The 24,830-nt window shown below is 58.9% G+C and carries 30 protein-coding genes; 21 read left to right on the forward strand and 9 right to left on the reverse strand.

The window, feature by feature from the left end:
* Positions 1–63: 63 nt before the first annotated feature.
* The 6 genes from ACO77H_RS09045 to ACO77H_RS09070 all read left to right on the forward strand — a co-directional run bounded on the left by ACO77H_RS09045 (position 64) and on the right by ACO77H_RS09070 (position 6,841).
* A complete protein-coding gene (locus ACO77H_RS09045; RefSeq protein WP_432755306.1) occupies positions 64–2,511 on the forward strand; it encodes a TonB-dependent siderophore receptor in 2,448 nt (815 codons plus the stop codon).
* Positions 2,512–2,650: 139 nt separating this feature from the next.
* Complete coding sequence (locus ACO77H_RS09050; protein WP_169953546.1) at positions 2,651–3,487, forward strand: 5'-nucleotidase, lipoprotein e(P4) family; 837 nt, start codon at positions 2,651–2,653, stop codon at positions 3,485–3,487.
* Between the two features lie 261 nt (positions 3,488–3,748).
* Entirely contained in the window at positions 3,749–4,474 is a 726-nt protein-coding gene (locus tag ACO77H_RS09055) for a DUF969 domain-containing protein (RefSeq protein ID WP_169953482.1), read from the forward strand.
* Entirely contained in the window at positions 4,471–5,421 is a 951-nt protein-coding gene (locus ACO77H_RS09060; protein WP_169953484.1) for a DUF979 domain-containing protein, read from the forward strand. The genes ACO77H_RS09055 and ACO77H_RS09060 overlap by 4 nt, the downstream gene beginning before the upstream one ends.
* Before the next feature lie 7 nt (positions 5,422–5,428).
* Positions 5,429–6,067: a pyroglutamyl-peptidase I gene (gene pcp / locus ACO77H_RS09065; protein WP_432755307.1), complete on the forward strand. Its 639-nt coding sequence runs from the start codon at positions 5,429–5,431 to the stop codon at positions 6,065–6,067.
* Between the two features lie 93 nt (positions 6,068–6,160).
* Positions 6,161–6,841: an HAD-IA family hydrolase gene (locus tag ACO77H_RS09070; protein ID WP_170043458.1), complete on the forward strand. Its 681-nt coding sequence runs from the start codon at positions 6,161–6,163 to the stop codon at positions 6,839–6,841.
* Here the strand turns inward: ACO77H_RS09070 and ACO77H_RS09075 are convergent.
* The 3 genes from ACO77H_RS09075 to csrA form a co-directional block, all read right to left on the reverse strand.
* Positions 6,828–7,079 (reverse strand): hypothetical protein, encoded by a 252-nt coding sequence (locus ACO77H_RS09075; protein ID WP_169953490.1) that lies wholly within the window; start codon positions 7,077–7,079, stop codon positions 6,828–6,830. The two genes, ACO77H_RS09070 and ACO77H_RS09075, sit on opposite strands and share 14 nt — an antisense overlap.
* A gap of 90 nt (positions 7,080–7,169) precedes the next feature.
* The gene (locus tag ACO77H_RS09080) at positions 7,170–7,436 is read right to left on the reverse strand and encodes a hypothetical protein (RefSeq protein ID WP_432755308.1); all 267 of its coding nucleotides are present in this window, start codon (positions 7,434–7,436) and stop codon (positions 7,170–7,172) included.
* A gap of 209 nt (positions 7,437–7,645) precedes the next feature.
* Positions 7,646–7,840 carry a carbon storage regulator CsrA gene (csrA, locus tag ACO77H_RS09085; protein WP_007920550.1) on the reverse strand — a complete coding sequence of 65 codons (195 nt, stop codon included), beginning with the start codon at positions 7,838–7,840 and terminating at the stop codon, positions 7,646–7,648.
* Positions 7,841–8,087: 247 nt separating this feature from the next.
* Between csrA and ACO77H_RS09090 the strand changes: the two genes are divergently transcribed.
* On the forward strand, positions 8,088–8,462 hold the full coding sequence (locus ACO77H_RS09090) for an SPOR domain-containing protein (protein WP_346266498.1): 375 nt from the start codon (positions 8,088–8,090) through the stop codon (positions 8,460–8,462).
* Between the two features lie 37 nt (positions 8,463–8,499).
* Here the strand turns inward: ACO77H_RS09090 and ACO77H_RS09095 are convergent, their stop codons facing one another.
* The 3 genes from ACO77H_RS09095 to ACO77H_RS09105 form a co-directional block, all read right to left on the reverse strand.
* Complete coding sequence (locus ACO77H_RS09095) at positions 8,500–9,189, reverse strand: endonuclease (protein ID WP_432755309.1); 690 nt, start codon at positions 9,187–9,189, stop codon at positions 8,500–8,502.
* A 4-nt stretch (positions 9,190–9,193) separates the two neighbouring features.
* Entirely contained in the window at positions 9,194–9,445 is a 252-nt protein-coding gene (locus ACO77H_RS09100; RefSeq protein ID WP_057438624.1) for a DUF1654 domain-containing protein, read from the reverse strand.
* A gap of 194 nt (positions 9,446–9,639) precedes the next feature.
* Positions 9,640–10,728 (reverse strand): asparaginase, encoded by a 1,089-nt coding sequence (locus tag ACO77H_RS09105; protein ID WP_057438625.1) that lies wholly within the window; start codon positions 10,726–10,728, stop codon positions 9,640–9,642.
* Between the two features lie 516 nt (positions 10,729–11,244).
* Between ACO77H_RS09105 and ACO77H_RS09110 the strand changes: the two genes are divergently transcribed.
* The 7 genes from ACO77H_RS09110 to ACO77H_RS09140 are packed head-to-tail and all read left to right on the forward strand — an operon-like array spanning position 11,245 to position 18,211.
* Positions 11,245–12,204, forward strand: a complete 960-nt coding sequence (locus ACO77H_RS09110) for a sugar ABC transporter substrate-binding protein (RefSeq protein WP_170057814.1) — start codon at positions 11,245–11,247, stop codon at positions 12,202–12,204.
* Positions 12,205–12,262: 58 nt separating this feature from the next.
* Positions 12,263–13,816 carry a sugar ABC transporter ATP-binding protein gene (locus ACO77H_RS09115; RefSeq protein WP_169953498.1) on the forward strand — a complete coding sequence of 518 codons (1,554 nt, stop codon included), beginning with the start codon at positions 12,263–12,265 and terminating at the stop codon, positions 13,814–13,816.
* Complete coding sequence (locus tag ACO77H_RS09120; RefSeq protein WP_169953500.1) at positions 13,813–14,790, forward strand: ABC transporter permease; 978 nt, start codon at positions 13,813–13,815, stop codon at positions 14,788–14,790. The genes ACO77H_RS09115 and ACO77H_RS09120 overlap by 4 nt, the downstream gene beginning before the upstream one ends.
* A gap of 3 nt (positions 14,791–14,793) precedes the next feature.
* Positions 14,794–15,816, forward strand: a complete 1,023-nt coding sequence (locus ACO77H_RS09125) for a LacI family DNA-binding transcriptional regulator (protein ID WP_169953502.1) — start codon at positions 14,794–14,796, stop codon at positions 15,814–15,816.
* Positions 15,817–15,838: 22 nt separating this feature from the next.
* Positions 15,839–16,756, forward strand: a complete 918-nt coding sequence (gene rbsK / locus ACO77H_RS09130) for a ribokinase (protein WP_169953504.1) — start codon at positions 15,839–15,841, stop codon at positions 16,754–16,756.
* Positions 16,753–17,154: a D-ribose pyranase gene (gene rbsD, locus ACO77H_RS09135; RefSeq protein ID WP_169953506.1), complete on the forward strand. Its 402-nt coding sequence runs from the start codon at positions 16,753–16,755 to the stop codon at positions 17,152–17,154. Before rbsK ends, rbsD begins: the two co-directional genes overlap by 4 nt.
* Positions 17,155–17,182: 28 nt before the next feature.
* Entirely contained in the window at positions 17,183–18,211 is a 1,029-nt protein-coding gene (locus ACO77H_RS09140; protein WP_172314743.1) for a nucleoside hydrolase, read from the forward strand.
* Positions 18,212–18,230: 19 nt separating this feature from the next.
* Here the strand turns inward: ACO77H_RS09140 and ACO77H_RS09145 are convergent, their stop codons facing one another.
* On the reverse strand, positions 18,231–18,443 hold the full coding sequence (locus ACO77H_RS09145) for a hypothetical protein (RefSeq protein ID WP_169953509.1): 213 nt from the start codon (positions 18,441–18,443) through the stop codon (positions 18,231–18,233).
* Between the two features lie 135 nt (positions 18,444–18,578).
* Here ACO77H_RS09145 and ACO77H_RS09150 point away from each other — a divergent pair, with 135 nt between their 5' ends.
* On the forward strand, positions 18,579–18,884 hold the full coding sequence (locus ACO77H_RS09150; protein WP_169953510.1) for a hypothetical protein: 306 nt from the start codon (positions 18,579–18,581) through the stop codon (positions 18,882–18,884).
* Between the two features lie 147 nt (positions 18,885–19,031).
* Positions 19,032–19,346 (forward strand): I78 family peptidase inhibitor, encoded by a 315-nt coding sequence (locus ACO77H_RS09155; RefSeq protein WP_169953511.1) that lies wholly within the window; start codon positions 19,032–19,034, stop codon positions 19,344–19,346.
* Between the two features lie 71 nt (positions 19,347–19,417).
* Here the strand turns inward: ACO77H_RS09155 and ACO77H_RS09160 are convergent, their stop codons facing one another.
* A complete protein-coding gene (locus ACO77H_RS09160) occupies positions 19,418–19,630 on the reverse strand; it encodes a cold-shock protein (RefSeq protein ID WP_003234260.1) in 213 nt (70 codons plus the stop codon).
* Positions 19,631–19,919: 289 nt separating this feature from the next.
* Complete coding sequence (locus ACO77H_RS09165; protein WP_169953512.1) at positions 19,920–20,231, reverse strand: hypothetical protein; 312 nt, start codon at positions 20,229–20,231, stop codon at positions 19,920–19,922.
* A gap of 350 nt (positions 20,232–20,581) precedes the next feature.
* Here ACO77H_RS09165 and thrS point away from each other — a divergent pair, with 350 nt between their 5' ends.
* From thrS to pheS, 5 genes are all read left to right on the forward strand, one after another.
* Positions 20,582–22,504, forward strand: coding sequence for a threonine--tRNA ligase (thrS, locus tag ACO77H_RS09170; RefSeq protein WP_169953513.1), 1,923 nt, complete (start codon positions 20,582–20,584; stop codon positions 22,502–22,504).
* On the forward strand, positions 22,504–23,055 hold the full coding sequence (infC, locus tag ACO77H_RS09175) for a translation initiation factor IF-3 (RefSeq protein ID WP_169851780.1): 552 nt from the start codon (positions 22,504–22,506) through the stop codon (positions 23,053–23,055). The genes thrS and infC overlap by 1 nt, the downstream gene beginning before the upstream one ends.
* A 60-nt stretch (positions 23,056–23,115) precedes the next feature.
* The gene (gene rpmI, locus ACO77H_RS09180; protein ID WP_002553160.1) at positions 23,116–23,310 is read left to right on the forward strand and encodes a 50S ribosomal protein L35; all 195 of its coding nucleotides are present in this window, start codon (positions 23,116–23,118) and stop codon (positions 23,308–23,310) included.
* Between the two features lie 29 nt (positions 23,311–23,339).
* Positions 23,340–23,696 (forward strand): 50S ribosomal protein L20, encoded by a 357-nt coding sequence (rplT, locus tag ACO77H_RS09185; protein ID WP_003174975.1) that lies wholly within the window; start codon positions 23,340–23,342, stop codon positions 23,694–23,696.
* Between the two features lie 108 nt (positions 23,697–23,804).
* The gene (gene pheS, locus ACO77H_RS09190) at positions 23,805–24,821 is read left to right on the forward strand and encodes a phenylalanine--tRNA ligase subunit alpha (protein ID WP_169953514.1); all 1,017 of its coding nucleotides are present in this window, start codon (positions 23,805–23,807) and stop codon (positions 24,819–24,821) included.
* The last annotated feature ends 9 nt before the right edge of the window (positions 24,822–24,830 follow it).

Raw genomic sequence — 24,830 nt, forward strand, 5'->3', positions numbered from 1 at the left:
TAGGGTTGCGCCGCAGTGCTGACGGCTATCTCCCTGTAACCCTACTTCGTGGAGAATAAAAACGTGAGTCAGTCCTTCCTGCGCGCGCCGGTGCGCATGTCCTTGCTGGCCAGCAGCTTGCTCCTGAGCCAATGGTCGTTGGCAGAGTCTGCCCCGGTTGATTTCGATGTCCCGGCCGCATCGCTGGAGAAATCCCTGAATGCCGTAGCCCGGCAATCTTCGGCACAGATCCTGTTCGCCAGTGAAATCACGGCCGGCAAGACCGCACCGGCCTTGCGCGGGCGCTACACATTGCAGGAAGCGCTTGAACGGTTGCTCGGCCAAAGCGGGCTGACGGTGCAGGCGCGTGATGAGCAAACGTTCCTGGTGGTCCAGGGGCATACCGCCAACACCTCCCAGGCGCCGGCCCCCACGCCAGGCACAATGGAGCTGTCCAGCCTGACCATCAGCGCCTCGCGGCTCGACAGCGACCTGGTGCCCCAGGCTCGCCAGGTCAATGTCATCGAACACAAACAGTTGGAGCAACTGCGCCAGGGCTCGGACAGCCTGGCCACCTTGCTGGCCAAGAGCATCCCGGGCATGGCCGACTCAAGCCGGACCATTACCGACTACGGGCAAACCTTGCGCGGGCGGACGATGCTGGTGCTGGTCGACGGTGTTCCGCTCAATACCAACCGCGATTCCTCGCGCAACCTGGCGAACATCGACCCCGCGCTGATCGAGCGTATCGAAGTGATCCGTGGCAGCAGTGCGATCTACGGCGCCGGTGCGACTGGGGGCATCATCTCCATCACGACGCGTCCGGCAGGCGGCGAGCCGCGAGCGACCACCAGCCTGAGCGCCGTCTCGCCCTTGAGCAAACTGGGTAGCGATGGCCTGGGCGGCCAGTTGCAGCATCATGTTGCCGGGTCCCAGGGCCGGGTGGATTACGCACTGGACTTTGGTGCCCGCCACATTGGCGCCTCCTACGACGCCAAGGGGCACCGCCTTGCGCCAGAGCCAAGCCAGGGCGATCTGTTCGACTCCAATACCTTCAATGTCGGCGGCAAGTTGGGCTTGCGCCTTGATGATGTGCAGCGCATCCAGCTTTCTGCCAGCCATTACAACGCCGAGCAAAACAGCGACTACACCTCCGACCCGTCCGTGGCCAGGCTTCCTGCGGGCTCGGTGCCTGCGCGCCCGTTGTCCGGCCTGTCGTTGGAGGAGCAGAACCAGATCAAAAACACCCTGCTCAACCTGGAGTACGCCCATGCCGACGTGCTGGGCGGCACGCTCAATGCGCAGATCTACTACCGGGACTACTTCACCCGGTTCACGCCGTTCGATGCCCGCGCAGTGGCGACCCGTGGACGCAATGTCGACCAGGTCATGCAGAACAGTGAAGTGTTTGGCAGTCGGGTCACGCTACGCACGCCGCTGGGGAGCCTGGGCACTACAGAGTTGTTATGGGGCGCTGACTTCAACCAGGAGCGCAGCGATATGCCCATCGACATCTTCGACCCGCGAGCCTTTGACGCCAGCGGCGGCAGGGTGTTTGACAAGATCGGCAAGCTCACCTACATGCCCGACCTGACAACCCGCAGCCTTGGCGGCTTTGCGCAGTTGCAGCATAAGCTCAACGAACAATGGTCGGTGGAAGGCGGCGTACGCTACGAATATGCCACTGCCCAGTACGATGACTTTATCCCGCTCTCGGAGTCGGCAGCGACCCAGCCGGCCACTGTTCGCGGGGGCAAGGTGCACTATGATTCGGTGCTGTCCAACATCAGCCTGACCTACTCGCCGGTAGCGGGCCAGGAGGTCTACGCGGCGTTCAGCCAGGGGTTCCAGCTGCCCGATATCGGGGTGCAAATGCGCAATGCCCGGCGTGGATTCGATATCGGCTCCTCCAACCTGGAGCCGGTGAAAACCAACAACTACGAACTGGGCTGGCGCGGCGCGCTGGGCGAGCAGACATTGGCCTCCCTGGCCGTGTTCTACACCACGTCCAAGCTTGGGGATGTGCAGAGTTTCAACAATGGCCTGATCCTGACCCGCACCCAAGAGCGAATCTACGGTGTGGAAGGCAGTGCCGACTGGCTGGCCGACGATGAGCGCTGGGGCGCCGGCGGCACCTTTACCTGGATCAAAGGCCGGGAGCAGCCCGAAGGCCGTGGCTGGCAAGACATGACCGGGTATCGCATCCCGCCGCTCAAACTGACCGCGTACCTGGAGTTCAAGCCGACTGAAGCCTGGAGCAACCGCTTGCAGGCCAACTTTTTTGACGGCGCCGACTATCGCCTGGATGGTGTTGCCAGCTTTGGGCGGCGCAAGGTCGACAGTTACACCACCGTCGATATGATCAGCCAGTACCAATTCAGTGAAAATGATCAGGTCAGCATGGGGATCCAGAACCTGTTCAATCGCAGTTACTACCCGCTTTACAGTCAACTGATGCGTAGCAGCAACAACACCAGCCACCTGCCTGCGCCAGGCACCGTACTGACGGCGAGCTACACACATCAGTGGTAAACCGCACAGTGTGTGCGCAAGTTGCGTCTGATTGATCCATGATCGCGACACCCATATTGAGCCGGCCTGCCGGGTGTTATAGAACAACACCCTTGCAGTGCCTGCTGAGGCTGTCTAGAGCTTAACTATGGGTTTGAAAATGAAAGTAGAGAAAACCAACAAGATCCTGGCCGCTCCCATTCTCTTCTCGCTTTTGATGCTTCAGTGCGCGCCCGCATGGTCCGGGCAAGTCACAGGCGCTGTTTCCAATGATTTGACGGCAGCCGTTGCCTGGAGGCAGACGGCTGCTGAATTCGAGGCGCTCTACTATCAAGGTTTCAACGTCGCCAAGATGCGCCTGGACAGCGCTCTGCAAGCGCATAAGGCCGGTGATCGGCCGTTGGCGATCATCAGTGACATCGACGACACCGTGTTGAGCAGCAATAGCTATTGGGGCTACATGATCAATTCGGACAAAGAGTTCTTCGATGATGCCGCCTGGGACCAATGGGTGGCTGAAAACGGCCCGGTGGCCACCCCCGGTGCAGTGGAGTTCTTGAGTTATGCGCAAGCCAAAGGGGTCGAGGTTTTCTACGTCACGAGCCGTGACCAGGGCGAAAAAACCTATGAGTACGCCTTGGCCAACCTGCGTAAGAACAAGCTGCCCTTTGCCGATGAAAAGCACCTGACGGTTTATCGCGACTCTTCCAATAAAGAGCCCCGGCAGATAGAAATTGCCAAGGATTATGAGGTGGTCGTGATGCTGGGCGACAACCTCAATGACTTCAAACGCAAGTACTACGTGTCTGATGTGCAGCAACGCATGGCGTTGATGACCGAGGATAAACAACAGTTCGGGCGCAAGTTTATTCTCTTCCCCAACCCCACCGATGGGCATTGGCTCAAAGCCATCTTTGGTGATTCCGAGCCGCCCGCCACACCGCAAAACAGCGCCAAATTCAAGGCTGCAGCCGGCTCCAAGGCTTGGCAGCCCTGATCAAGCAGGTTGACCCAAAAGGGCTTGCCACGGTTTGAGCCTTGCACATCGTGGCAAGCCCTGATTGGATTACATCCCCTCACAAACTTTATTGATTTGCAGCAACAATTTTTCTTGTTGGACACCCTCCGCTCCAAGCGGCAAAGATGCCCGCCAGTGACCCTCGACCTACCCGGTCAATAATAAAAATCCGCGTCGGGCTGCCCGTTATCGTTTATCGGCGATGCAGGCGTCGCAGCACGCAATCAAGGACTCAACGCCATGCAAACTGTTGTGAACCTGTGGCCGCTGATTGGCGTGCTCGTCATCGTGGTCGGCTTTGTGTTGCGCTTCAATCCGTTGCTGGTGGTAACGGCGGCGGCGATTGCCACCGGATTTGCCGCGCACTTCCCCCTGGAAAAAATCCTCGCCACCATGGGCGATGGCTTCCTGCAGACCCGCGCCTTGCAACTGATCCTGTTGCTGCCCCTGGCCGTTATCGGCCTGCTGGAGCGCCATGGCCTGCGCCTGCACGCGCAGAACTGGATTGCGCGCTTCGAGCGCGCCACCGTCGGGCGCCTGCTGATCATCTATCTGTTTGTTCGTGAGTCCACGGCGGCCATGGGCCTGACCAGCCTTGGCGGGCACCCGCAAATGGTGCGCCCGTTGCTGGCGCCCATGGCGGAAGGCGCTGCCGAGAAACGCTTCGGAAAACTGCCGGACAAGGTGCGGCACAAGGTCCTGGCGATGTGCGCCGCCACAGACAACGTGGGGCTGTTTTTTGGTGAAGACATCTTCGTGGCCTTTGGTGCGATTGCCCTGATGCATACCTTCCTGCTGGGTTCGGGTATTGATGTCGAGCCGCTGCATATTGCGGTGTGGGGCATCCCCACGGCGATTTGTGCGTTCATTGTGCATGCCATACGCTTGCATCGCTTTGACCGAAGGCTGACCCGTGAGCTGACGGCCACTGCGCCAGTCACCGCTCAGTCGGAGGCCGCGCAATGATCATTTCCATCCAATACCTGTACTGGCTCGCCGGCGTTTTGTTGCTGATTACGGCGGGCATGATCCTGGCTGACCGGACCCATCCCAAGCGTTGGTCAAGCGCGTTGTTCTGGTTGCTGTTCGCCATTCCGTTTTTGGTGGGCGAGCACCTGCCGTCGGTGGTGGTGGGTGTTGGCGTGGTGCTGATGGCACTGATCGCCGGGCTCGGCGGGGTAGGGCGTGGCACCCATGCCGAGTTGCATGACAAGGCGTCCCGCGCCAGCGCTGGCCGGCTGGGCCATAAACTATTTATTCCGGCCCTGGCCATTCCGTTGACCACGGTGATTGGCTCGGTGCTGCTCAAGAACACCGAGATTGGTGGCGTGCCGCTGCTGGATCCGAAGAACACCACGTTCGTGTCCCTGGGGCTCGGTTGCCTGATTGCCCTGGGGTTGGCCTGCTGGCTGACCCGCGATACGCCGGTGCAGGCCTTGCGTGAATCGCGACGCCTGACCGAAGCCCTGGGCTGGGCCATGGTGCTGCCGCAGATGCTGGCCATGCTCGGCCTGCTGTTCAACGAAGCCGGCGTTGGCACGGCCGTGGCTCATGTCACCACCACCTACATCAACCTGGATTACAAGTTGGTGGCGGTGATGGTCTACGTGCTGGGCATGGCGCTGTTCACCGTGATCATGGGTAACGGCTTCGCCGCCTTCCCGGTCATGACCGGCGGGGTTGGGGTGCCGGTACTGGTGGGCATTTATGGCGGCAACCCGGCGGTGATGGCGGCCATCGGCATGTTTTCCGGGTACTGCGGCACGCTGATGACCCCGATGGCGGCGAACTTCAATATTGTGCCTGCGGCGCTCCTGGAGTTACCGGACAAAAACGCGGTGATCAAGGCGCAGATGCCCACGGCGTTGATGATGTTGCTGGTCAATATCGTCCTTCTTTATGTATTGATGTGAGGTGGTGATGGGGACTGTGCTGCTGACGGGTTTCGAGCCGTTCGATCAAGACCTGATCAACCCGTCCTGGGAGGCAGTGCGCCTGCTGGATGGGGTGCAACTGCAAGGCGGGGTGACAATCGTCGCCCGCCAATTGCCCTGTGCCTTCGCCACTGCCGGCGCCTGCCTGGAACAGTTATTGGCCGAGCATCGACCGCAACTGGTGATTGCTACCGGGCTGGGGCCTGGGCGCAGTGATATTTCCATCGAGCGGGTTGCGATCAATCTCAACGATGCACGGATCCCGGACAACCTCGGTGCCCAGCCCGTGGATACGGCAGTGATTCCTGGGGGGCCTGCTGCCTACTTCAGCACCTTGCCGGTCAAGGCCATGGTCAAGGCGCTACGCACGGCCGGAATTGCCGCCTCGGTCTCGCACACAGCGGGCACTTTCGTATGCAATCAGGTGTTCTACAGCTTGCAGCATGCGTTGGCGGGGTCGGGAGTGCGCAGTGGGTTTATCCATGTGCCTTTTCTGCCAGGGCAGGCGGCCGAGCCTCAGCCCTCGATGGCGTTGGCGACAACGGTTGAAGGGCTGCGGGTGGCAATCCTGGCCGCCTGGAATACTCCACGTGACATCGCCGAGAGCGCTGGCCAGGTCTGTTGATGACGGCCGATCCGCCGTTTACAACGCCTGGGCTGATCCGTAGATTGCATCACGGCCCAACCACGGGCGACGAGCGCACGAGGAAACCCAGCAGTGTCCGCCAAACATCCGGCCGTATTTGATCGCCAGTACCGTGCATTTCTGTTTGATATGGATGGCACGCTCCTTAACTCCATCGCCGCCGCAGAGCGGGTCTGGGCTGCCTGGGCGCTGCGCCATGGCCTGGACGTCGAGGCGTTCCTGACCACCATCCATGGCGTGCGGGCCATCGACACGATCAGCCGCCAGGCCTTGCCAGGGGTGGACGCGCACGCGCAAGCGCGCGCTATTACCGAGGCAGAGATCGAGGACGTGGAGGGCGTGGTGGCAATCCCAGGTGCCGTGGCCTTTTTGCAGAGCTTGCCTGCGCACTGCTGGGCCGTGGTCACTTCTGCGCCCAAGGCCCTTGCGTTGAGCCGTATGCACGCCGCAGGCCTGGTCCCGCCGGCCGTCATGGTTACGGCTGAGGATGTGACCAATGGCAAGCCGGACCCGACCTGTTATCTGCTCGGCGCGCGGCGTTTGGGAGTGCCGATAGGCGAGTGCCTGGTGTTCGAGGATGCAGCGGCGGGCATTCGTGCAGGCGAGGCGGCGGGCGCGGACGTGGTAGTGGTGACATCCACCCATGGCGAGCCGATGCTGACGGAGCATGGGGCTATTGCAAATTATAACGACGTGCGTGCCCAGTGCGATGCTGATGGCCGGCTGCGCCTGCTGCCGTCTACAACGGCTTGAATGCCATGCCGCGCCGGGTCAGCAGGATGTTTTGCGCGCCAATCCACTGGTGGCCCAGAGGGTCGACAATGTGCCCAAGGGTGAAGGTGCCCGTGATCAGTTTCAGCAGATAAAGCTCGCGCAGGCCTGCGAGGATTTCTTCGGGCTTGCCCCGCAGTTCGCTGGAGGATTTCGGGTTATCTACCGAGAGTTGTTCGATCAGGGACTGTAGGTGCTTGGCGTTATGTTCTATGTCCATATCGATAATGTTTTTTATGAAAGATATGGGTATGGGTGCTACCGACGTGGATAGTTCCTCATAGTTTGAATATAGGATCCAATCGGTGCTTCAAGAGGGGGTTTTCTGGCGATCACGCCCAAATGCGCGGCGGTTGAGTTTGCGCTGGATCGCAGCCTGGAGGGGCTTGAGGCAGAAGCAGAACAGATAGCCACCGAGAAACAGCGCCAGGTCAGGCCAAGAATCGGCATCCTGCGCGGGGGTACTGCCTTCCATGTAAAACCTGAGGCCGTATCCGATTGTCACGAAAGCCAGGGCAATCAGTAGGGCAATCATCCAGGATTTGTAGGCATAAGGCTCTTTGAGGGATCGCCTCATCAACGCGCTCCGAATGCACCGTAAGGTTTTGTTACGTTCCTGGAGAGATTTGTCTGCTAAATGTGCAGCAAGTTCCGTGGCTGAACCTGTGTGCTGACCACTGGTGGCGGGGCCTGGCGCAAGTTGCGCGGATCACGGGATTCCGTGGGCAGGCCAAGGGGCTTTCGCCAGCCGTTACAGGGGCGAGCGGGCTGGCTACTGGGGAGGCTTCAAGGTGTTTCGCGTTTGTCCGGTGCAGTCAGGCCTGCCTGGATGCGCTGGTAAATCTCTTCGCGATGCACGGCAACATCCTTGGGAGCATTGATGCCGATTCTTACTTGCTGGCCGCTAACGCCCAGAATGGTGATAGTAATGTCATCACCGATATTTATGCTTTCACCGACTTTGCGGGTGAGTATCAGCATGGACTTCTCCTTGATTGCTTTGAAGGACGCATGTTTCTAACAGGGCGGATGTCGGTTGTGTGTAGCTTACTGTGAAGCGCTTCCCTGTGGCTGCCTCTTTAGGACGCATGGAGGCGGCATTAATTCCCATGGCGCCATCATACAGGTCTGGGAAACATCCTTCGCAATGTTTAAGCCAACGTTTATGACGGCCAGAATAGACAGTGAATGATAAAGTTGCCTCTTTGATCCTTAAAGGGGCAGGGCAGTGCGTAAAGTAGCGATGGCATTTGTGGTATTGGCGTTGGCTGGATGCGGTGACGGGCCCAATCTCGACACCCCCCGAGACAAGGCTGAAGCCGCCAAGGCCCAGGCTCCTGCGGTTGCCGCTGTGCAGTGGGACATCCTGGTGCGCTCGCCCGACAACAAGCTGCAGGCGCTGAGTGACCTGACCGCCTGGTTGCTGGAAAACGGCTTCACGTTCTATCTGGCCAAGGAAGACGGCAAGGACCTGGTGCTGTTAGGGCCGTTCGCGAGCAAGGCCGAGGCCGAAGCAAAGCAGGCCCAATTGCAGGAAAGGCTGGTGAAAAAGAAGAAAACCGACGCCGAGTCGCTGGTGATCGAGCACAAGGCCCGCCCGTAATACGGCGGTTGGCGGGATCCGTGGATCCCGCTCGCGTTTATCCGCAGGCCTTGAGGTTCACCGGGCCGACGAACTCGTTGCCACGCCCCATCACGCAGGCCACGGTCTGATTGCGCTGGCGCTCCCAGGGCTGAACGGGATAGGTACGGTTCCAGGCTTCATACAACTGGCGGTCCTGTTTCGACAGGCGCAGGCCGTATTGTTTGCTCATGTAAAAGTACGTCCGGGCAATCATGCCGCGGATGGATGGCCTGGGCATGACCTTCTTGGCCTTGAAGTCCACCTGGGTCAGGCATGAACCATATTGCCCACCCTGCACCGGCAACCAGCCAAAACTGAAGTTGTTGCGGTCACCATTGACCTCGCCGATGCTCGGCACCAGGTTGTGCAGGTCAGCTTCGGCGCGTTTGAAGACGCTATCGGTACGTGTGCAGTTCTTGCGACCACCGTCCTGCCAGCACTGGCGTTGATGGCCGATCTGCCACGCCGGGACAATGTGCTCCCACTCGATGCGCGCCGCGCGGTTGGCGTTTTTACGGGGAATGTAGCCGCAGGCTTTCAGGTCTACCCGGTTACCCGTGTATTTGCAGCCGCAATAAAACTCCGTGGATTGCGGGGCGTAGAGTTTCCAGGCGATTTTCTTGGCTTCACTGAAGGTGCGTGGGGCTTGGGCGTGGGCGGTGGTGGCAAAAAACACACAGAGCAGGGCGATAAAACGGACACTCATTGACTCAATCTTCCTTCGGTACGACCCAGAAAATCTGCACGCCGCCATCATCGCGATAGGCGAGGGTGACGTTGTCGTTTTCTGCGATTTCCTCCAGTAGTCGTGCCCATTCGTCCTCGGGTTCCTCGGGCAGGCGAAAAATCAGCGCGGCCTTGTTTTTTTGCGCGTTGGTGGAATTGATGATTTTTTGCACGCGGATCGCCAGGCGTTGATAGGCGTCGGGAGGTGTCGGTGCTGCGGAGGAGGGCTTGGCCACGGAGGAGTCCTTAATTAGCTGTACGAACATACAGTATTTAACTGTGAGGAAATTCGCAACTGCTTAAAATTCAAGAAGTCCGTGTGACAACGGTTTACGCGGATTGGTGTACAGCGAGGATTTTTTGTAGGAGCCGGCTTGCCGGCGATGGCATCCCTGGGACCACCATCGCCGGCAAGGGTTATATCAGTGACTCAGTATTCCCAGAACATGCGTTGCAGTTCTTTGCTGTCCTGGGTCTTGGTCAGGGCGACCATGGCCAGGATGCGGGCTTTTTGCGGGTTCAGGTCATGAGCCACGACCCAGTCGTATTTGTCGTCAGGCTGTTCGGCGTTGCGCAGAACGAAACCGCCGGCATTGACGTGGGAAGAGCGAATGATTTGCACGCCTTCCTTACGCAGTTCCTGCAGGGCAGGTACTACCTTGGCCGGTACCGAGCCATTGCCGGTGCCGGCATGGATGATGGCTTTGGCGCCAGCCTGGGCCAGGGCTTTGTAGGCGGTGTCGCTGACGTTGCCATAGCCGTAGGCAATTTCAACATCCGGCAGGCTCTTGATGTTCTTGATATCGAACTCAGAGTTCATGGTGTGACGCTTGGCCGGCTGGCGGAACCAGTAGGACTTGCCTTCTACAACCATGCCCAGTGGGCCCCAGGCGCTTTTGAAGGCTTCGGTCTTGATGTTGATCATTTTGCTGACGTCGCGACCCGACTGGATCTCGTCGTTCATGGTCACCAGTACGCCTTTGCCGCGTGCGTCTTTGCTACCGGCTACAGCCACGGCGTTGTACAGGTTGAGCATGCCATCGGCAGACATGGCAGTGCCTGGACGCATGGAGCCCACGACTACGATTGGCTTGTCGGTTTTTTCCACCAGGTTGAGGAAGTAGGCGGTTTCTTCAAGGGTGTCGGTGCCGTGGGTGATCACGATACCGTCCACGTCCTTGCTGTCGGCAAGTTCGGCGACACGACGACCCAGTTGCAGTAGGTTTTCGTTGGTGATGCTTTCGGAAGCAATCTGCATCACCTGCTCACCACGCACGTTGGCGATCTGGCTGAGCTCGGGAATGCCGGCGATCAGTTGTTCGATACCGACTTTGGCGGCCTGGTAGGTGGCGCTGTTGGCAGCGCTGGCGCCGGCGCCGGCGATGGTGCCGCCAGTGGCCAGCACGACCACGTTGGACAGCTTGGTCTTGGATTCAACTTCCTTGGCCTGGGCGGCAACCGGGAAGAGCAGCAGCAGGGCTAAGGCGCCCGGAACAAAGTTCTTGAGTGCAGATTTCATTATTTTTCTCTCTAGTTTTGATGAGTGCGTGTGCAGGTTCATCCAGAACACCCAGGGCTGCGCTGAGCGCCACAAGGTGCTGTTTAAGAGCAGGATTTGTACCAGGCGGATTTTGTTCTAAGTTTGATTTTAACTTATTGATTTAAATCATTTTTTTACATTTAGAAAATTTGCTGGCTTTAACTCGTGTCCGAATTTCCGAACGCTGGCGGCTTCGGCGTTCGGTTGTCCGAAAATCACCCTGGAAAAATCAGCGTCACCCTCCTGAAGTGTTCCTGCGCAACTGTCGTTTTGGAGAACGATTACCCAACCCGAATGTTTAGCCCGCACGCGGTCAAGTTGTAAGGCAGGCGCTAGAGCCTGCGCAGGAAAAGCACATTTCTCTCGTTGACAAAATTCAGCAGTCTTCGCATAGTTTGTTTAGCGCAAACGTTTGCGAGCTGTTTCACGAGCACTCCATGAGTGAGGTGAAGGTGCAGGCGTTGCTCACAATAATCATAAGATCGGAGTGAACCCATGAAGCTGCCATTCGCTGGACGTTTACTGGCTGCCGCTGTGCTGGCTGCCGCATCCGCTACCCTGCCTCTCTCCTCTGCATTCGCTGATGACACCGCCGTCAAACCCAAGGTCGGCCTGGTGATGAAGTCTTTGGCCAACGAGTTTTTCGTCACCATGCAAGACGGTGCCAAGGACTATCAGAAAGCCCACGCCGCTGATTTCGACATGATCACCAACGGCATCAAGAACGAAACCGATACCTCGGCGCAGATCGATATCGTCAACCAAATGATTCTCGCCAAAGTCAACGCCATCGTCATCGCGCCCGCCGACTCCAAGGCGTTGGTCAACGTGCTGAAGAAAGCCTCCGACGCCGGGATCAAGGTGGTCAACATCGATAACCGCCTCGACCCTGAAGTGCTGAAAAGCAAAAACCTCGACGTTCCCTTTGTCGGCCCGGATAACCGTAAGGGTTCGCGCCTGGTCGGCGAGTACCTGGCCAAGCAACTGGCGAGCGGTGACAAGGTTGGGATCATCGAAGGTGTGCCGACCACCACCAACGCCCAGCAACGCACCGCCGGGTTCAAGGATGCGATGGATGCGGCCGGCATGAAGATTGTCTCCGTGCAGTCCGGTAACTGGGAAATTGACCAGGGCAACAAGGTCGCGGCGGCCATGTTGAGCGAATACCCGGACCTCAAGGCACTGCTGGCCGGTAACGACAATATGGCTTTGGGCGCCGTTTCTGCGGTGCGTGCGGCGGGCAAGGCGGGCAAGGTGCAGGTAGTTGGCTACGACAACATTGCCGCGATCAAGCCGATGCTCAACGACGGTCGCGTCCTGGCCACCGCCGACCAGGCGGCTGCACAACAAGCAGTGTTTGGTATCCAGAATGCGCTGAAGCTGGTCAAGGGTGAAAAAGTCGAGTCCGTGGACGGTGTGATCGAAACACCGGTTGAACTCGTCCTCAAGCAATAATCCCTGGCTGCGCACTACAGCGCCCGCTCAGGTCGAGCGGGCGCCTGGAGACTTTCCTATGTCATCTTCCGCACCGGCCACTGTCCTCTCGGTCAGCGGTATCGGTAAGACCTATGCCCAGCCCGTCCTGTCCGACATAACCCTGACGCTCAATCGCGGCGAGGTGCTGGCACTGACCGGCGAGAATGGCGCGGGCAAAAGCACCCTGTCGAAGATCATCGGCGGCCTGGTCACGCCAACCACTGGGCAGATGCAGTTCAACGGCCAGGACTATGCCCCGGCCAGCCGCACCCAGGCAGAAAAGCAGGGGGTTCGCATGGTGATGCAGGAGCTCAACCTGCTGCCGACCCTGACCGTGGCCGAAAACCTGTTCCTCGACAACCTGCCCAGCCGTGGTGGCTGGATCAGCCGCAAGCAACTGCGCAAGGCCGCGATCGAGGCCATGGCGCAAGTGGGCCTGGATGCCATCGATCCAGACACCCTGGTCGGCAGCCTGGGCATCGGCCATCAACAGATGGTCGAGATCGCCCGTAACCTGATCGGCGACTGTCATGTACTGATCCTCGACGAGCCGACAGCGATGCTCACCGCCCGTGAAGTCGAGATGCTGTTTGAACAAATCACCCGCCTGCAGGCCCGGGGGGTGGCAATTATTTATATTTCCCATCGGCTGGAAGAGCTGGCACGGGTGGCCCAGCGCATTGCGGTGCTGCGTGACGGCCAGTTGGTATGTGTCGAGCCGATGGCCAATTACAACAGCGAGCAACTGGTCACGTTGATGGTCGGTCGCGAACTGGGCGAGCACATCGACCTCGGCCCGCGCACCATCGGCGCGCCGGCCTTGACGGTGACGGGCCTGACCCGTTCGGACAAGGTTCGTGATGTGTCCTTTGAAGTGCGGGCCGGTGAAATCTACGGCATCTCTGGGTTGATCGGCGCCGGCCGTACTGAGTTGCTGCGCCTGATCTTTGGTGCCGACCTGGCCGACAGTGGCACGGTCGCCCTTGGCTCGCCGGCGCGGGTGGTGAGCATTCGCTCGCCGGTGGACGCGGTGGGGCATGGCATTGCGCTGATCACCGAGGATCGCAAGGGCGAGGGCCTGTTGCTCAGCCAGTCCATCAGCGCCAACACGGCCCTGGGCAATATGGCCAAAGTGTCCAGCGCCGGCCTGGTCAATGGCCGCGATGAAGCGGCCCTGGCCAAGCGCCAGATCGACGCGATGCGTATCCGCAGTTCCAGCCCGGCGCAATTGGTGTCCGAGTTGTCGGGCGGCAATCAGCAAAAGGTGGTGATTGGCCGCTGGCTGGAGCGCGATTGTGCGGTGATGCTGTTTGATGAACCGACCCGTGGCATCGACGTGGGCGCCAAGTTCGATATCTATGCGCTGCTTGGTGACTTGACCCGCCAGGGCAAGGCGCTGGTGGTGGTGTCCAGTGACCTGCGCGAGCTGATGCTGATCTGCGACCGCATCGGGGTGCTGTCTGCCGGGCGCCTGATCGAGACCTTTGAGCGGGACAGCTGGACCCAGGACGAATTGCTTGCCGCCGCATTTGCCGGCTATCAGAAACGTGATGCGCTGCTCAATGAAGCGGCGCCCAGGACAACCCCATGAAAACAGCTACTCCAACCGCAAAAGCCGGCGGTAATTTCTACGGCCTGGGCACTTACCTGGGCCTGGCCGGCGCCTTGCTGGCCATGATCGCGCTGTTCTCGGCTCTGAGCAGCCACTTTTGGTCCTATGACACGTTCAGCACCATCGCCAACCAGATTCCCGACCTGATGGTGCTGGCGGTGGGCATGACGTTCATCCTGATCATTGGCGGCATCGACCTGTCGGTGGGTTCGGTGCTGGCCCTGGCCGCGTCTGCGGTCAGCGTGGCGATCCTCGGCTGGGGCTGGAGCGTGGTCCCGGCAGCGCTGCTCGGCATGGGTTGCGCGGCACTGGCGGGGACCATCACCGGCTCGATCACCGTGGCCTGGCGGATTCCGTCGTTCATTGTGTCCCTGGGCGTGCTGGAAATGGCCCGTGGCGCGGCCTACCAGATGACCGGGTCGCGCACTGCCTATATCGGCGACTCTTTCGCCTGGCTGTCCAACCCGGTGGCCTTTGGTATCTCACCATCATTCATCATTGCGCTGCTGGTGATTATCGTCGCCCAGGCAGTGCTGACGCGTACCGTCTTTGGGCGCTACCTGATCGGCATCGGCACCAATGAAGAAGCGGTGCGTCTGGCGGGGATCAATCCAAAACCCTACAAGATCCTGGTGTTCAGCCTGATGGGGCTGTTGGCTGGGGTGGCAGCATTGTTCCAGATTTCCCGCCTGGAAGCGGCTGACCCGAATGCGGGCTCCGGCCTGGAGCTGCAGGTGATTGCCGCAGTGGTGATCGGCGGCACCAGCCTGATGGGCGGGCGTGGCTCGGTGATCAGCACGTTCTTCGGGGTGCTGATCATTTCGGTATTGGCGGCCGGCCTGGCGCAGATCGGCGCGACCGAACCGACCAAGCGCATCATTACCGGCGCCGTGATCGTGATTGCAGTGGTGCTCGACACCTACCGCAGTCAACGCGCCAGTCGGCGGGGCTGAGCCATGGCAACCATCAAGGATGTGGCGGCGCTGGCGGGCATTTCCTACACCACGGTATCCCATGTGGTGAACAGGACCCGTCCGGTCAGCGAGCCCGTGCGGCTCAAGGTCGAAGCTGCGATCAAGCAGCTGGACTATGTACCCAGTGCCGTCGCCCGCTCGCTGAAGGCCAAGACCACCGCGACCATCGGCTTGCTGGTGCCCAACAGCCTCAACCCGTATTTCGCTGAGCTGGCCAGGGGCATCGAGGACTACTGCGAGCGCAATGGCTACTGCGTGATCCTGTGCAATTCCGACGATAACGCCGAGAAGCAGCGCAATTATTTGCGGGTGCTGCTGGAGAAGCGTGTCGACGGCTTGATCGTCACCTCGGTCGGCGGCGATGACAGTGGCCTGGCCACGGGCCTCAAGGCGGTGCGCACGCCCATGGTCATTGTCGACCGGGGCCTGGAGGGCGTTGATGTGGATCTGGTGCGCATCGATCACGAGCAGGGCGCGTACCTGGCAACCCGGCATTTGCTGGAGCTGGGGCACCGGGATATCGCCTGTATCGGTGGGCCCGCGCACACGCGTGTCGCGCAGATGCGCCTGGCCGGTTACCAGCGTGCGTTGCAGGAGGCCGGGATTGTCGTGTCTGCCAGTCGCGTGCTGGAGAGCGATTTTACCAGTACCGGCGGCTATGCGGCGGCGGTGCAGTTGTTGGCGGACCAACCGCCCAGCGCGATATTCGCCGGCAACGACATGATCGGTTTCGGTGTGCTGCGCGCGGCCGCCGAGCGCAACCTGCGGGTGCCTGCCGAGCTGTCGGTGATAGGTTTTGATGACATTCAAATGAGCCGCTATGTGTACCCCGCGTTGACCACCGTGGGCCAGTCGATCCTGCAATTGGGGGAAACGGCGGCGGAGTTGTTATTGCGACGGATTGCGACACCACAATTGCCGGCTGACCAGCGCATTGTCACGCCGAGCATTGTCTTGCGTGAGTCAACGGCGCCGTTGGCTGGCGTGTTTGCCTCAAACCGCTGAACGAATTGATGAGTATTGATGTATGCCAGCAACAGTAGTGGTAGTAGGCAGTTTGAACATGGACCTGGTGACCCGGGCCAGCCGGCTGCCTCGCGGCGGTGAAACCCTGGTGGGCCAGTCGTTTGCCACGGTGCCGGGCGGCAAGGGCGCCAATCAGGCGGTCGCTGCGGCGCGTCTGGGGGCTGACGTTGCGATGATTGGCTGTGTGGGCAGCGATGCCTACGGCGCCCAACTGCGCGATGCGCTGGTGGTGGAGGGTATCGACTGCCAGGCGGTCAGTGAGGTGCAGGGCTCCAGTGGCGTCGCGCTGATTGTGGTCGATGATAGTAGCCAGAATGCGATTGTGATTGTCGCTGGTAGCAACGGCCAGCTGACACCCGCGTCGCTGCTGGCGTTCGACGCCGTGCTGCAAGCGGCGCAGGTGATTGTCTGCCAGCTCGAAGTGCCGATGGATACCGTGGGGTATGCCCTCAAGCGCGGTCGTGAACTGGGCAAGACGGTAATCCTCAACCCCGCGCCCGCCAGTGGCCCGTTACCGGCAGACTGGTACGCCGCGATCGATTACCTGATCCCCAACGAGAGTGAAGCGTCGGCCTTGAGCGGTGTGCCGGTGGACTCGCTGGAAACAGCCAAGGTCGCGGCTGCCCATTTGCTAAAAGCCGGGGCAGGCAAGGTCATTGTGACCCTTGGCTCGCAGGGCGCACTGTTCGCCGATGGCCAGGGCTTCGAGCATTTGCTGGCGCCCAAGGTGCAGGCCGTGGATACCACAGCGGCGGGCGACACCTTTGTCGGTGGTTTTGCCGCGGCACTGGCCAATGGTCAGGGTGAGGCCGAGGCCATTCGTTTCGGCCAGGTCGCGGCGGCCCTGTCGGTCACCCGTGCCGGAGCGCAACCCTCCATTCCTACACTGCATGACGTTCAAGGCGTTGCTCGCCCATGAAAAAGACTCCATTGCTCAACATTGCCCTGTCGCGGCTGATTGCCTCTCTTGGCCACGGCGACATCCTGGTGATCGGTGATGCCGGTCTGCCAGTGCCGCCGGGCGTGGAACTGATCGATCTGGCGCTGACCCAGGGCATTCCCGACTTCATCAGCACCCTGCGCGTGGTGCTCAGCGAGATGCAGGTTGAAAGCCACGTATTGGCCGAGGAAATCCTGCTCAAGCAGCCGCCGGCGCTGGCGGATCTCAACGCGCTCGACCAGGGTGGCCTGGGTGAGCGTCGCCTGCTCAGTCATGAACAATTCAAGTTGCTCAGCCACAAGGCACGCGCGGTGGTGCGTACAGGCGAGTGCCAGCCCTACTGTAATATCGCGCTGGTGTCTGGCGTGACTTTCTAGCATTTCCCACAATGACAAGGAGTGCGTCATGCAACGTAGAACCCCAACCCTGCGACACCTGTTTCGGAGTGTGCTGCTTTTGTCCGTACTAACTGCTGCAAGCGCCCAGGCGGCGGAAAAAATCGACCTGATCATTGATACCGATCCGGGTGCAGACGATGTGGTCGCGCTGCTGTTTGCGATGGCGTCGCCACAGGAACTGAATATCCGGGCATTGACCACCGTGGCTGGCAACGTGCGCCTGGACAAGACCTCGCGTAATGCCCGGTTGGCCCGTGAGTGGGCGGGCCGTGAAGAGATTCCGGTGTATGCCGGCGCGCCGCAGCCGCTGCTGCGCACGCCGATCTATGCCGAGAATATCCATGGCAAGGAAGGCATTTCCGGGGTCACCGTACATGAGCCGAAAAAAGGCCTGGCCGAAGGCAATGCGGTGGACTACCTGATCAAGACCCTGAGCACCGCCAAGCCCCATAGCATCACCATTGCCATGCTCGGCCCGCAGACCAACCTGGCGCTGGCACTGACCCAGGCGCCGCAAATCACCCAGGGCATCAAGGAGGTGGTGGTCATGGGCGGCGCGCATTTTAATGGCGGCAATATTACCCCGGTGGCCGAGTTCAACCTGTTTGCCGATCCGGCGGCTGCTGAAATTGTCCTCAAAAGTGGCGTCAAGCTGACCTACCTGCCGCTGGACGTGACCCACAAGATACTCACCAGCGACGCGCGCCTGAAGAAGATCGCCGACCTGAACAACAACGCCAGCAAAGTGGTGGGCGATATTCTCAATGAATACGTCAAAGGCGATATGGAGCACTACGGTATGAGCGGCGGCCCGGTGCATGATGCCACCGTGATCGGCTACCTGCTCAAGCCTGAGCTGTTCACCGGGCGCCAGGCCAATATGGTGGTCGATAGCCGCGAAGGCCCGACGTTCGGCCAGACCATCGTCGATTGGTACGATGGCCTCAAGCACGACAAGAACGTGTTCTGGGTGGAAAGCGGCGATGCCCAGGGCTTCTTCGACCTGCTCACCGAACGCCTGGCGCGCCTGAAGTAAGCGGCCTGTTGGCGGGTTTCTATTCGCGCTGGGGGTCTTCGACGCCCATATGGTCGGCCGGGTATTTTTCGAATATCTGGCCGATAAAGGCTTGTGCGGCCTGGGTGCCCAGTTCCTTGACCAGCAGGTCTATGCCGATGATTGCCAATTCTTCCGGGCTGCCTGGGCTGTAGGAGCTTTGCCCTTGGGGCCACTTGGCTTTGATATCGGCATTGATGGTAACGATGGTCATCGGGTTCTCGCGGTTCGCAAAGGCTGGAATGGCCTGCAGAGTTAACCATCTTGCGCCGCGTTTGGCACTGCTACTTAGGCATGAGGGGAGGGCTGTGCGACACTGGTACTTTGTTTAATTGCCAGGACAAGCCACGTGCACATCGATTTGACCAACCCCAAGAGCCTCACATTGGAAGCCGTTCGCCAAATGATTGCCAGTGCCAGCGACGACCAGCACACCCAATTGCGGGTGACCAAGGCTGGTATCGCCTATATCTCCTCCTGCGTGGTGGGCGGGATGGACGTCAACGGCCTGTTGTTTCGCCTGGAGACCTGGGCGGCAGGGTCGGGCTATGTGGGCCGGATAGCGGCCAGTGATGAGGTATGGGTGACACAGATTTATAACGCGCTGAAACAGAATTGGCCGAATCCGCCGTTTGACTACATCGACGTCTACTGACACTTGTTCATATCTGGTGACGAATGATTCATCCGGCCGTAGGGCCGAGTCAGGCAGACTCGCTTACGGCCAATTGTGACAATTCTGAAACCAATTGGCCAAATCACGGTCGCACGATCTCTGTCCATTTTTATCATAGGAGGCTTCATGCCTTGGAAGCTCGCATCATTCGGTACTTTGTTGGCGGCAACCGTCCTGGCGGGCTGCAGCACTTCGGGTACCTCTGAGCCGGCCAAAGACACGGCTGCGGCTGTTCATACACGCTGTGAATCGAAGGCTGCGGAGTTTGCAATCGGGCAGAAAGCCTCGCCGCAATTGCTGGAGCAGGCCCGTACCCGCGCAGGTGCGCAGAATGCACGCATTCTCAAGCCCAACGATATGATCACCCTTGAATACCGCTCCGATCGCCTGAACCTCAATACCGATGACAACCTGGTGATCACCCGCGTCAACTGCGGTTGATAACGCAGCGCTTTTGTATCGCCCATAAAAAACCCCGTCACATGGACGGGGTTTTTTAGCTCAGCGGAGAATTACTCGCCGCGAACCTGTGCAGCTTGCATACCCTTTTGGCCTTTCTCAGCCACGAAGGAAACGGTTTGGCCTTCTTTCAGGCTTTTGAAACCGTCGCTTTCGATAGCTTTGAAGTGTACGAACAGGTCGTCACCGCCACCTTGAGGAGTGATGAAGCCGAAGCCTTTTTCATCGTTGAACCATTTAACGGTGCCGGTTTGGCGATTAGACATGGTGTATCTCCAAGAAACATATATTTTCAGTAGTACTGTGCTGCTCAGGCCAACTGGGCACACTGGGCTATCATAGTCGAAATGTTCGGCTTGGGAGCCCCCCCAAGGCACTGTTTGCTAATCAATCGCGTTTTCTTCAGTGCCCTGGCTGGCTGTAAGCCCCGGTTTACGGGGCTTTAGCACGAAATATCCGCTAGTAAAAAAAGCCGTAAAAGCTGTGTAAATTGTGCGAAATAGCAGTTTTCACAGGGTTTTCAGGTCCTTTTGATGGACTGAATTCTCGTCGTGCTTACTTTTTCTTTACGACCTTGCAGGACGAAATAGCCGCGACTGCTTTGTTTCTAAGCTCCGGGCTGGCGTTCTGGTTGGTCATCAGCTCCTTGATTTCCGCGGTGCTCAATTCTGCGTTGATCTTGTCCGCGCCACATTCGCAATGGGCTTTGGCGGTTTTGGCATCAACGTTCTGGCTTGCAGCAGCGCTGCAGTCCTGAACAAAGCTGTCCCGGGCGCCGGCAGGCCAGTTGGAGGGCGCGGCGGCTTGTGCGCCGATGGAGAACAGGGCCAGGGAAGCGGCAAGGGCGAAGATCGAGGTGCTGCGCATGGTTAGATGCTCCTTGAGTCGATATGACGAACGGCGATTTTCAGTGTGTTTGAGGCCCGTCGTACAGCCCAAGTTCACTTTTGGCTGCAAAAGCCTGGAGTTTGTCGCTACAAGGCGGTAGGGCAGCGCCATGACCGTTCATCTGTGCTAGCATCCACGACCTGGCTTTTTTCATGCCAGGCTTCTTTTGTTTAACTCCAGTCACTCTGGTTCGATTATCGGTTGGCCGAAAGGCTCCTGCCGCTGTAAGGCAGGCGCTCAGCAATGAGCGGCCTGGTGTTGGATCTTGTACTGGCTCATCCCAACCCACGTGACCTTTGGTAGGGGTCACCACTAGGAGAGGAGGCGCCATGCCAACTATTACTCTTCCCGACGGCAGTCAACGTTCATTCGATCATCCGGTTTCCGTAGCCGAGGTCGCCGCATCCATCGGTGCAGGCCTGGCCAAGGCCACCGTGGCTGGCAAGGTCGACGGCAAGCTGGTTGATGCCAGCGACCTGGTCACCTCCGATGCCAGCCTGCAAATCATCACGCCCAAGGATCAAGAGGGGCTGGAGATCATTCGCCACTCTTGCGCGCACCTGATTGGCCATGCGGTCAAGCAGCTGTACCCCACCGCGAAGATGGTGATCGGCCCGGTCATCGACGAAGGCTTCTATTACGACATCGCCTACGAGCGTCCTTTCACTCCGGACGACCTGGCCGCCATCGAACAGCGCATGCACGCGCTGATCGAGAAAGATTACGACGTCATCAAGAAAGTCACGCCGCGCGCCGAGGTGATCGACGTGTTCACCGCCCGTGGCGAGGACTACAAGCTGCGTCTGGTGGAAGACATGCCGGACGAGCAGGCCATGGGCCTGTATTACCACGAAGAATATGTCGACATGTGCCGGGGTCCGCACGTGCCGAACACGCGCTTCCTCAAGTCGTTCAAACTGACCAAGTTGTCCGGTGCCTACTGGCGCGGCGATGCGAAGAACGAGCAACTGCAGCGGATCTACGGCACTGCCTGGGCTGACAAGAAGCAGCTGGCTGCCTACATCCAGCGCATCGAAGAAGCCGAAAAACGTGACCATCGCAAGATCGGCAAGCGCCTGAACCTGTTCCACCTCCAGGAAGAAGCGCCGGGCATGGTGTTCTGGCACCCGAACGGCTGGACCCTGTACCAGGTGCTTGAGCAATACATGCGCAAGGTTCAGCGCGAAAACGGCTACCTGGAGATCAAGACTCCGCAGGTCGTTGACCGTAGCCTGTGGGAAAAGTCCGGGCACTGGGCCAACTACGCCGACAACATGTTCACGACCCAGTCGGAAAACCGCGACTACGCCATCAAGCCGATGAACTGCCCGTGCCATGTGCAGGTGTTCAACCAGGGCCTGAAGAGCTACCGCGAGCTGCCGATGCGTCTGGCCGAGTTCGGTGCCTGCCACCGTAACGAGCCATCGGGTGCACTGCACGGCATCATGCGTGTGCGCGGCTTCACTCAGGACGACGCCCACATCTTCTGCACTGAAGAGCAGATGCAGGCCGAGTCCGCCGCGTTCATCAAGCTGACCATGGACGTTTATCGCGATTTCGGCTTTACCGAAGTGGAAATGAAGCTGTCCACTCGTCCGGAAAAACGCGTCGGCTCCGACGAGCTGTGGGATCGCGCCGAAGCTGCACTGGCCGCAGCGCTAGACAGTGCGGGCCTTGCGTACGATCTGCAGCCGGGCGAGGGCGCGTTCTACGGTCCTAAAATCGAGTTCTCGCTGAAAGATTGCCTTGGCCGTGTCTGGCAATGTGGTACCTTGCAGCTCGATTTTAACCTGCCGATCCGTCTGGGAGCCGAATACGTCTCCGAAGATAACAGTCGTAAACACCCGGTTATGCTGCACCGGGCGATCCTCGGTTCGTTCGAACGGTTCGTCGGGATCCTGATCGAGCACTACGAGGGCGCGTTCCCTGCGTGGCTGGCTCCGACCCAGGCAGTGATCATGAATATCACTGATAAACAGGCCGATTTTGCCGCTGAAGTTGAAAAAACACTCAACGAAAGCGGATTTCGTGCCAAGTCCGACTTGAGAAATGAAAAGATCGGCTTTAAAATCCGCGAGCATACTTTGCTCAAGGTTCCCTATCTTTTGGTTATCGGAGATCGGGAAGTCGAGATGCAGACTGTCGCTGTGCGTACTCGTGAAGGTGCTGACCTGGGCTCGATGCCCGTCGCCCAGTTCGCTGAGTTCCTCGCGCAAGCGGTTTCCCGGCGTGGTCGCCCAGATTCGGAGTAATTATTATTAAGCGTGAAATGAGACAAGATAAACGAGCTGCACCGAAAGCCCCGATCAACGAGAATATCTCGGCACGCGAGGTTCGGTTAATTGGGGCTGAGGGTGAGCAGCTTGGGATTGTGTCAATTGAAGACGCGCTTCTTAAGGCTGAAGAAGCCAAGCTCGATTTGGTGGAAATTTCCGCCGATGCTGTACCTCCTGTCTGCAAGCTGATGGACTACGGCAAATCGATCTTCGAAAAGAAGAAGCAGATTGCCGCAGCCAAGAAGAACCAGAAGCAGATCCAGGTTAAAGAAATCAAGTTTCGTCCAGGGACGGAGGAAGGGGATTACCAGGTAAAACTGCGCAACCTGGTACGTTTCCTGAGTGATGGGGACAGGGCCAAGGTATCCTTGCGATTCCGCGGCCGTGAGATGGCCCACCAGGAGCTGGGTATGGAACTCCTCAAGCGGGTTGAAGCTGACCTGCTGGAGTACGGTTCCGTCGAACAGCATCCTAAGATGGAAGGACGCCAGCTGATCATGGTCATCGCCCCGAAAAAGAAGAAGTAATCAATAGGGCACGGCAGGCCTTCTGATTATGTTTATCAACTGAATGCGGAGTATCCGAACATGCCAAAGATGAAGACTAAAAGTGGTGCTGCTAAGCGGTTTCTGAAAACTGCTAACGGTATCAAGCACAAGCACGCTTTCAAGAGCCACATCCTGACCAAAATGTCGACCAAGCGTAAGCGTCAACTGCGCGGTAGCAGCTTGCTGCATCCGTCTGACGTGGCAAAAGTCGAGCGCATGCTGCGCCTTCGTTAATTTTGGATCAAGAATAGAGGAAGTAACTCATGGCTCGTGTAAAGCGTGGCGTCATTGCCCGTAAGCGTCACAAAAAAATTCTGAAACTCGCTAAAGGCTACTACGGCGCGCGTTCACGCGTATTCCGTGTTGCCAAGCAAGCGGTAATCAAGGCAGGCCAATACGCCTACCGTGACCGTCGTCAGAAAAAACGTCAGTTCCGCGCTCTGTGGATCGCTCGTATCAATGCTGGTGCTCGTGTTAACGGTCTGTCCTACAGCCGTTTCATCGCTGGCCTGAAAAAAGCGTCCATCGAAATCGACCGTAAGGTTCTGGCTGAACTGGCCGTGAACGAAAAAGCGGTGTTTGCTGCGATTGTCGAGAAAGCTAAAGCCACCTTGGCTTAAGTACCCCCGACAGTCACCCTGGGCTACGCCGTAGTCCAAGGTGGTAAACGTCATAAATAGGGGAAGAGCCTTCAAGCTCTTCCCCTATTTTGTATCTGGAGTCTGTACATGGAAAACCTGGACGCGCTGGTCGCTCAAGCTCTTGAGGCTGTGCAAAGCGCTGAAGATATCAATGCCCTGGAGCAAATCCGGGTTCACTACCTTGGCAAAAAAGGTGAATTGACTCAGGTGATGAAGACCCTGGGCAATCTGCCGGCCGAACAGCGCCCGCAAGTCGGCGCGCTGATCAACGTTGCCAAGGAGCGTGTCACAGAGGTTCTCAATGCGCGCAAGGCGTTGTTCGAGGAGGCCGATCTTGCGGCCAAGCTCGCCGCCGAGTCCATTGACGTGACCCTGCCTGGCCGCGGCCAGACCTCTGGCGGTCTGCATCCGGTTACCCGGACTCTGGAACGTATCGAGCAGTTCTTTACCCACATCGGCTACGGCATTGCCGAAGGCCCTGAGGTCGAAGACGACTATCACAACTTCGAGGCGCTCAACATCCCAGGCCATCACCCGGCCCGGTCGATGCACGACACCTTCTATTTCAATGCGAACATGCTGTTGCGCACCCATACCTCGCCGGTACAGGTCCGCACCATGGAATCGCAGCAGCCGCCGATCCGCATCGTCTGCCCAGGCCGTGTGTACCGTAGCGACTCCGATATCACCCACTCGCCGATGTTCCACCAGGTCGAAGGCCTGCTGGTTGATCGCGATATCAATTTCGCCGACCTCAAAGGCACCATCGAAGAATTCCTGCGGGTGTTCTTCGAAAAAGAGCTGGCGGTACGTTTCCGCCCGTCCTACTTCCCGTTCACCGAGCCATCCGCCGAAGTTGATATGGAGTGTGTGATGTGCAGCGGTAAAGGCTGCCGGGTCTGCAAGCAGACTGGCTGGCTGGAAGTCATGGGCTGCGGCATGGTTCACCCCAACGTGCTGCGCATGTCCGGGATCGATCCAGAAGAATTCTCGGGCTTTGCCTTCGGCATGGGCGTCGAGCGTCTGGCCATGCTGCGTTACGGCGTGAACGACTTGCGCCTGTTCTTCGACAACGACTTGCGGTTCCTCGCGCAATTTCGCTAGTCGTAACGA

This window comes from Pseudomonas sp. WMBT8, from assembly GCF_050916005.1.
GTDB lineage: Bacteria > Pseudomonadota > Gammaproteobacteria > Pseudomonadales > Pseudomonadaceae > Aquipseudomonas.

What these genes read in the sequence shown, in the direction of transcription:
- ACO77H_RS09050 (WP_169953546.1), top strand. Translation starts at nt 2,651, where the DNA reads ATGAAAGTAGAGAAAACCAACAAGATCCTGGCCGCTCCCATTCTCTTC.
- ACO77H_RS09055 (WP_169953482.1), top strand. Translation starts at nt 3,749, where the DNA reads ATGCAAACTGTTGTGAACCTGTGGCCGCTGATTGGCGTGCTCGTCATC.
- ACO77H_RS09060 (WP_169953484.1), top strand. Translation starts at nt 4,471, where the DNA reads ATGATCATTTCCATCCAATACCTGTACTGGCTCGCCGGCGTTTTGTTG.
- pcp (WP_432755307.1), top strand. Translation starts at nt 5,429, where the DNA reads ATGGGGACTGTGCTGCTGACGGGTTTCGAGCCGTTCGATCAAGACCTG.
- ACO77H_RS09075 (WP_169953490.1), bottom strand. Translation starts at nt 7,079, where the DNA reads ATGGACATAGAACATAACGCCAAGCACCTACAGTCCCTGATCGAACAA.
- ACO77H_RS09080 (WP_432755308.1), bottom strand. Translation starts at nt 7,436, where the DNA reads ATGAGGCGATCCCTCAAAGAGCCTTATGCCTACAAATCCTGGATGATT.
- csrA (WP_007920550.1), bottom strand. Translation starts at nt 7,840, where the DNA reads ATGCTGATACTCACCCGCAAAGTCGGTGAAAGCATAAATATCGGTGAT.
- ACO77H_RS09095 (WP_432755309.1), bottom strand. Translation starts at nt 9,189, where the DNA reads ATGAGTGTCCGTTTTATCGCCCTGCTCTGTGTGTTTTTTGCCACCACC.
- ACO77H_RS09105 (WP_057438625.1), bottom strand. Translation starts at nt 10,728, where the DNA reads ATGAAATCTGCACTCAAGAACTTTGTTCCGGGCGCCTTAGCCCTGCTG.
- ACO77H_RS09110 (WP_170057814.1), top strand. Translation starts at nt 11,245, where the DNA reads ATGAAGCTGCCATTCGCTGGACGTTTACTGGCTGCCGCTGTGCTGGCT.
- ACO77H_RS09115 (WP_169953498.1), top strand. Translation starts at nt 12,263, where the DNA reads ATGTCATCTTCCGCACCGGCCACTGTCCTCTCGGTCAGCGGTATCGGT.
- ACO77H_RS09120 (WP_169953500.1), top strand. Translation starts at nt 13,813, where the DNA reads ATGAAAACAGCTACTCCAACCGCAAAAGCCGGCGGTAATTTCTACGGC.
- ACO77H_RS09125 (WP_169953502.1), top strand. Translation starts at nt 14,794, where the DNA reads ATGGCAACCATCAAGGATGTGGCGGCGCTGGCGGGCATTTCCTACACC.
- rbsK (WP_169953504.1), top strand. Translation starts at nt 15,839, where the DNA reads ATGCCAGCAACAGTAGTGGTAGTAGGCAGTTTGAACATGGACCTGGTG.
- rbsD (WP_169953506.1), top strand. Translation starts at nt 16,753, where the DNA reads ATGAAAAAGACTCCATTGCTCAACATTGCCCTGTCGCGGCTGATTGCC.
- ACO77H_RS09140 (WP_172314743.1), top strand. Translation starts at nt 17,183, where the DNA reads ATGCAACGTAGAACCCCAACCCTGCGACACCTGTTTCGGAGTGTGCTG.
- ACO77H_RS09145 (WP_169953509.1), bottom strand. Translation starts at nt 18,443, where the DNA reads ATGACCATCGTTACCATCAATGCCGATATCAAAGCCAAGTGGCCCCAA.
- ACO77H_RS09155 (WP_169953511.1), top strand. Translation starts at nt 19,032, where the DNA reads ATGCCTTGGAAGCTCGCATCATTCGGTACTTTGTTGGCGGCAACCGTC.
- ACO77H_RS09160 (WP_003234260.1), bottom strand. Translation starts at nt 19,630, where the DNA reads ATGTCTAATCGCCAAACCGGCACCGTTAAATGGTTCAACGATGAAAAA.
- ACO77H_RS09165 (WP_169953512.1), bottom strand. Translation starts at nt 20,231, where the DNA reads ATGCGCAGCACCTCGATCTTCGCCCTTGCCGCTTCCCTGGCCCTGTTC.
- thrS (WP_169953513.1), top strand. Translation starts at nt 20,582, where the DNA reads ATGCCAACTATTACTCTTCCCGACGGCAGTCAACGTTCATTCGATCAT.
- rpmI (WP_002553160.1), top strand. Translation starts at nt 23,116, where the DNA reads ATGCCAAAGATGAAGACTAAAAGTGGTGCTGCTAAGCGGTTTCTGAAA.
- rplT (WP_003174975.1), top strand. Translation starts at nt 23,340, where the DNA reads ATGGCTCGTGTAAAGCGTGGCGTCATTGCCCGTAAGCGTCACAAAAAA.
- pheS (WP_169953514.1), top strand. Translation starts at nt 23,805, where the DNA reads ATGGAAAACCTGGACGCGCTGGTCGCTCAAGCTCTTGAGGCTGTGCAA.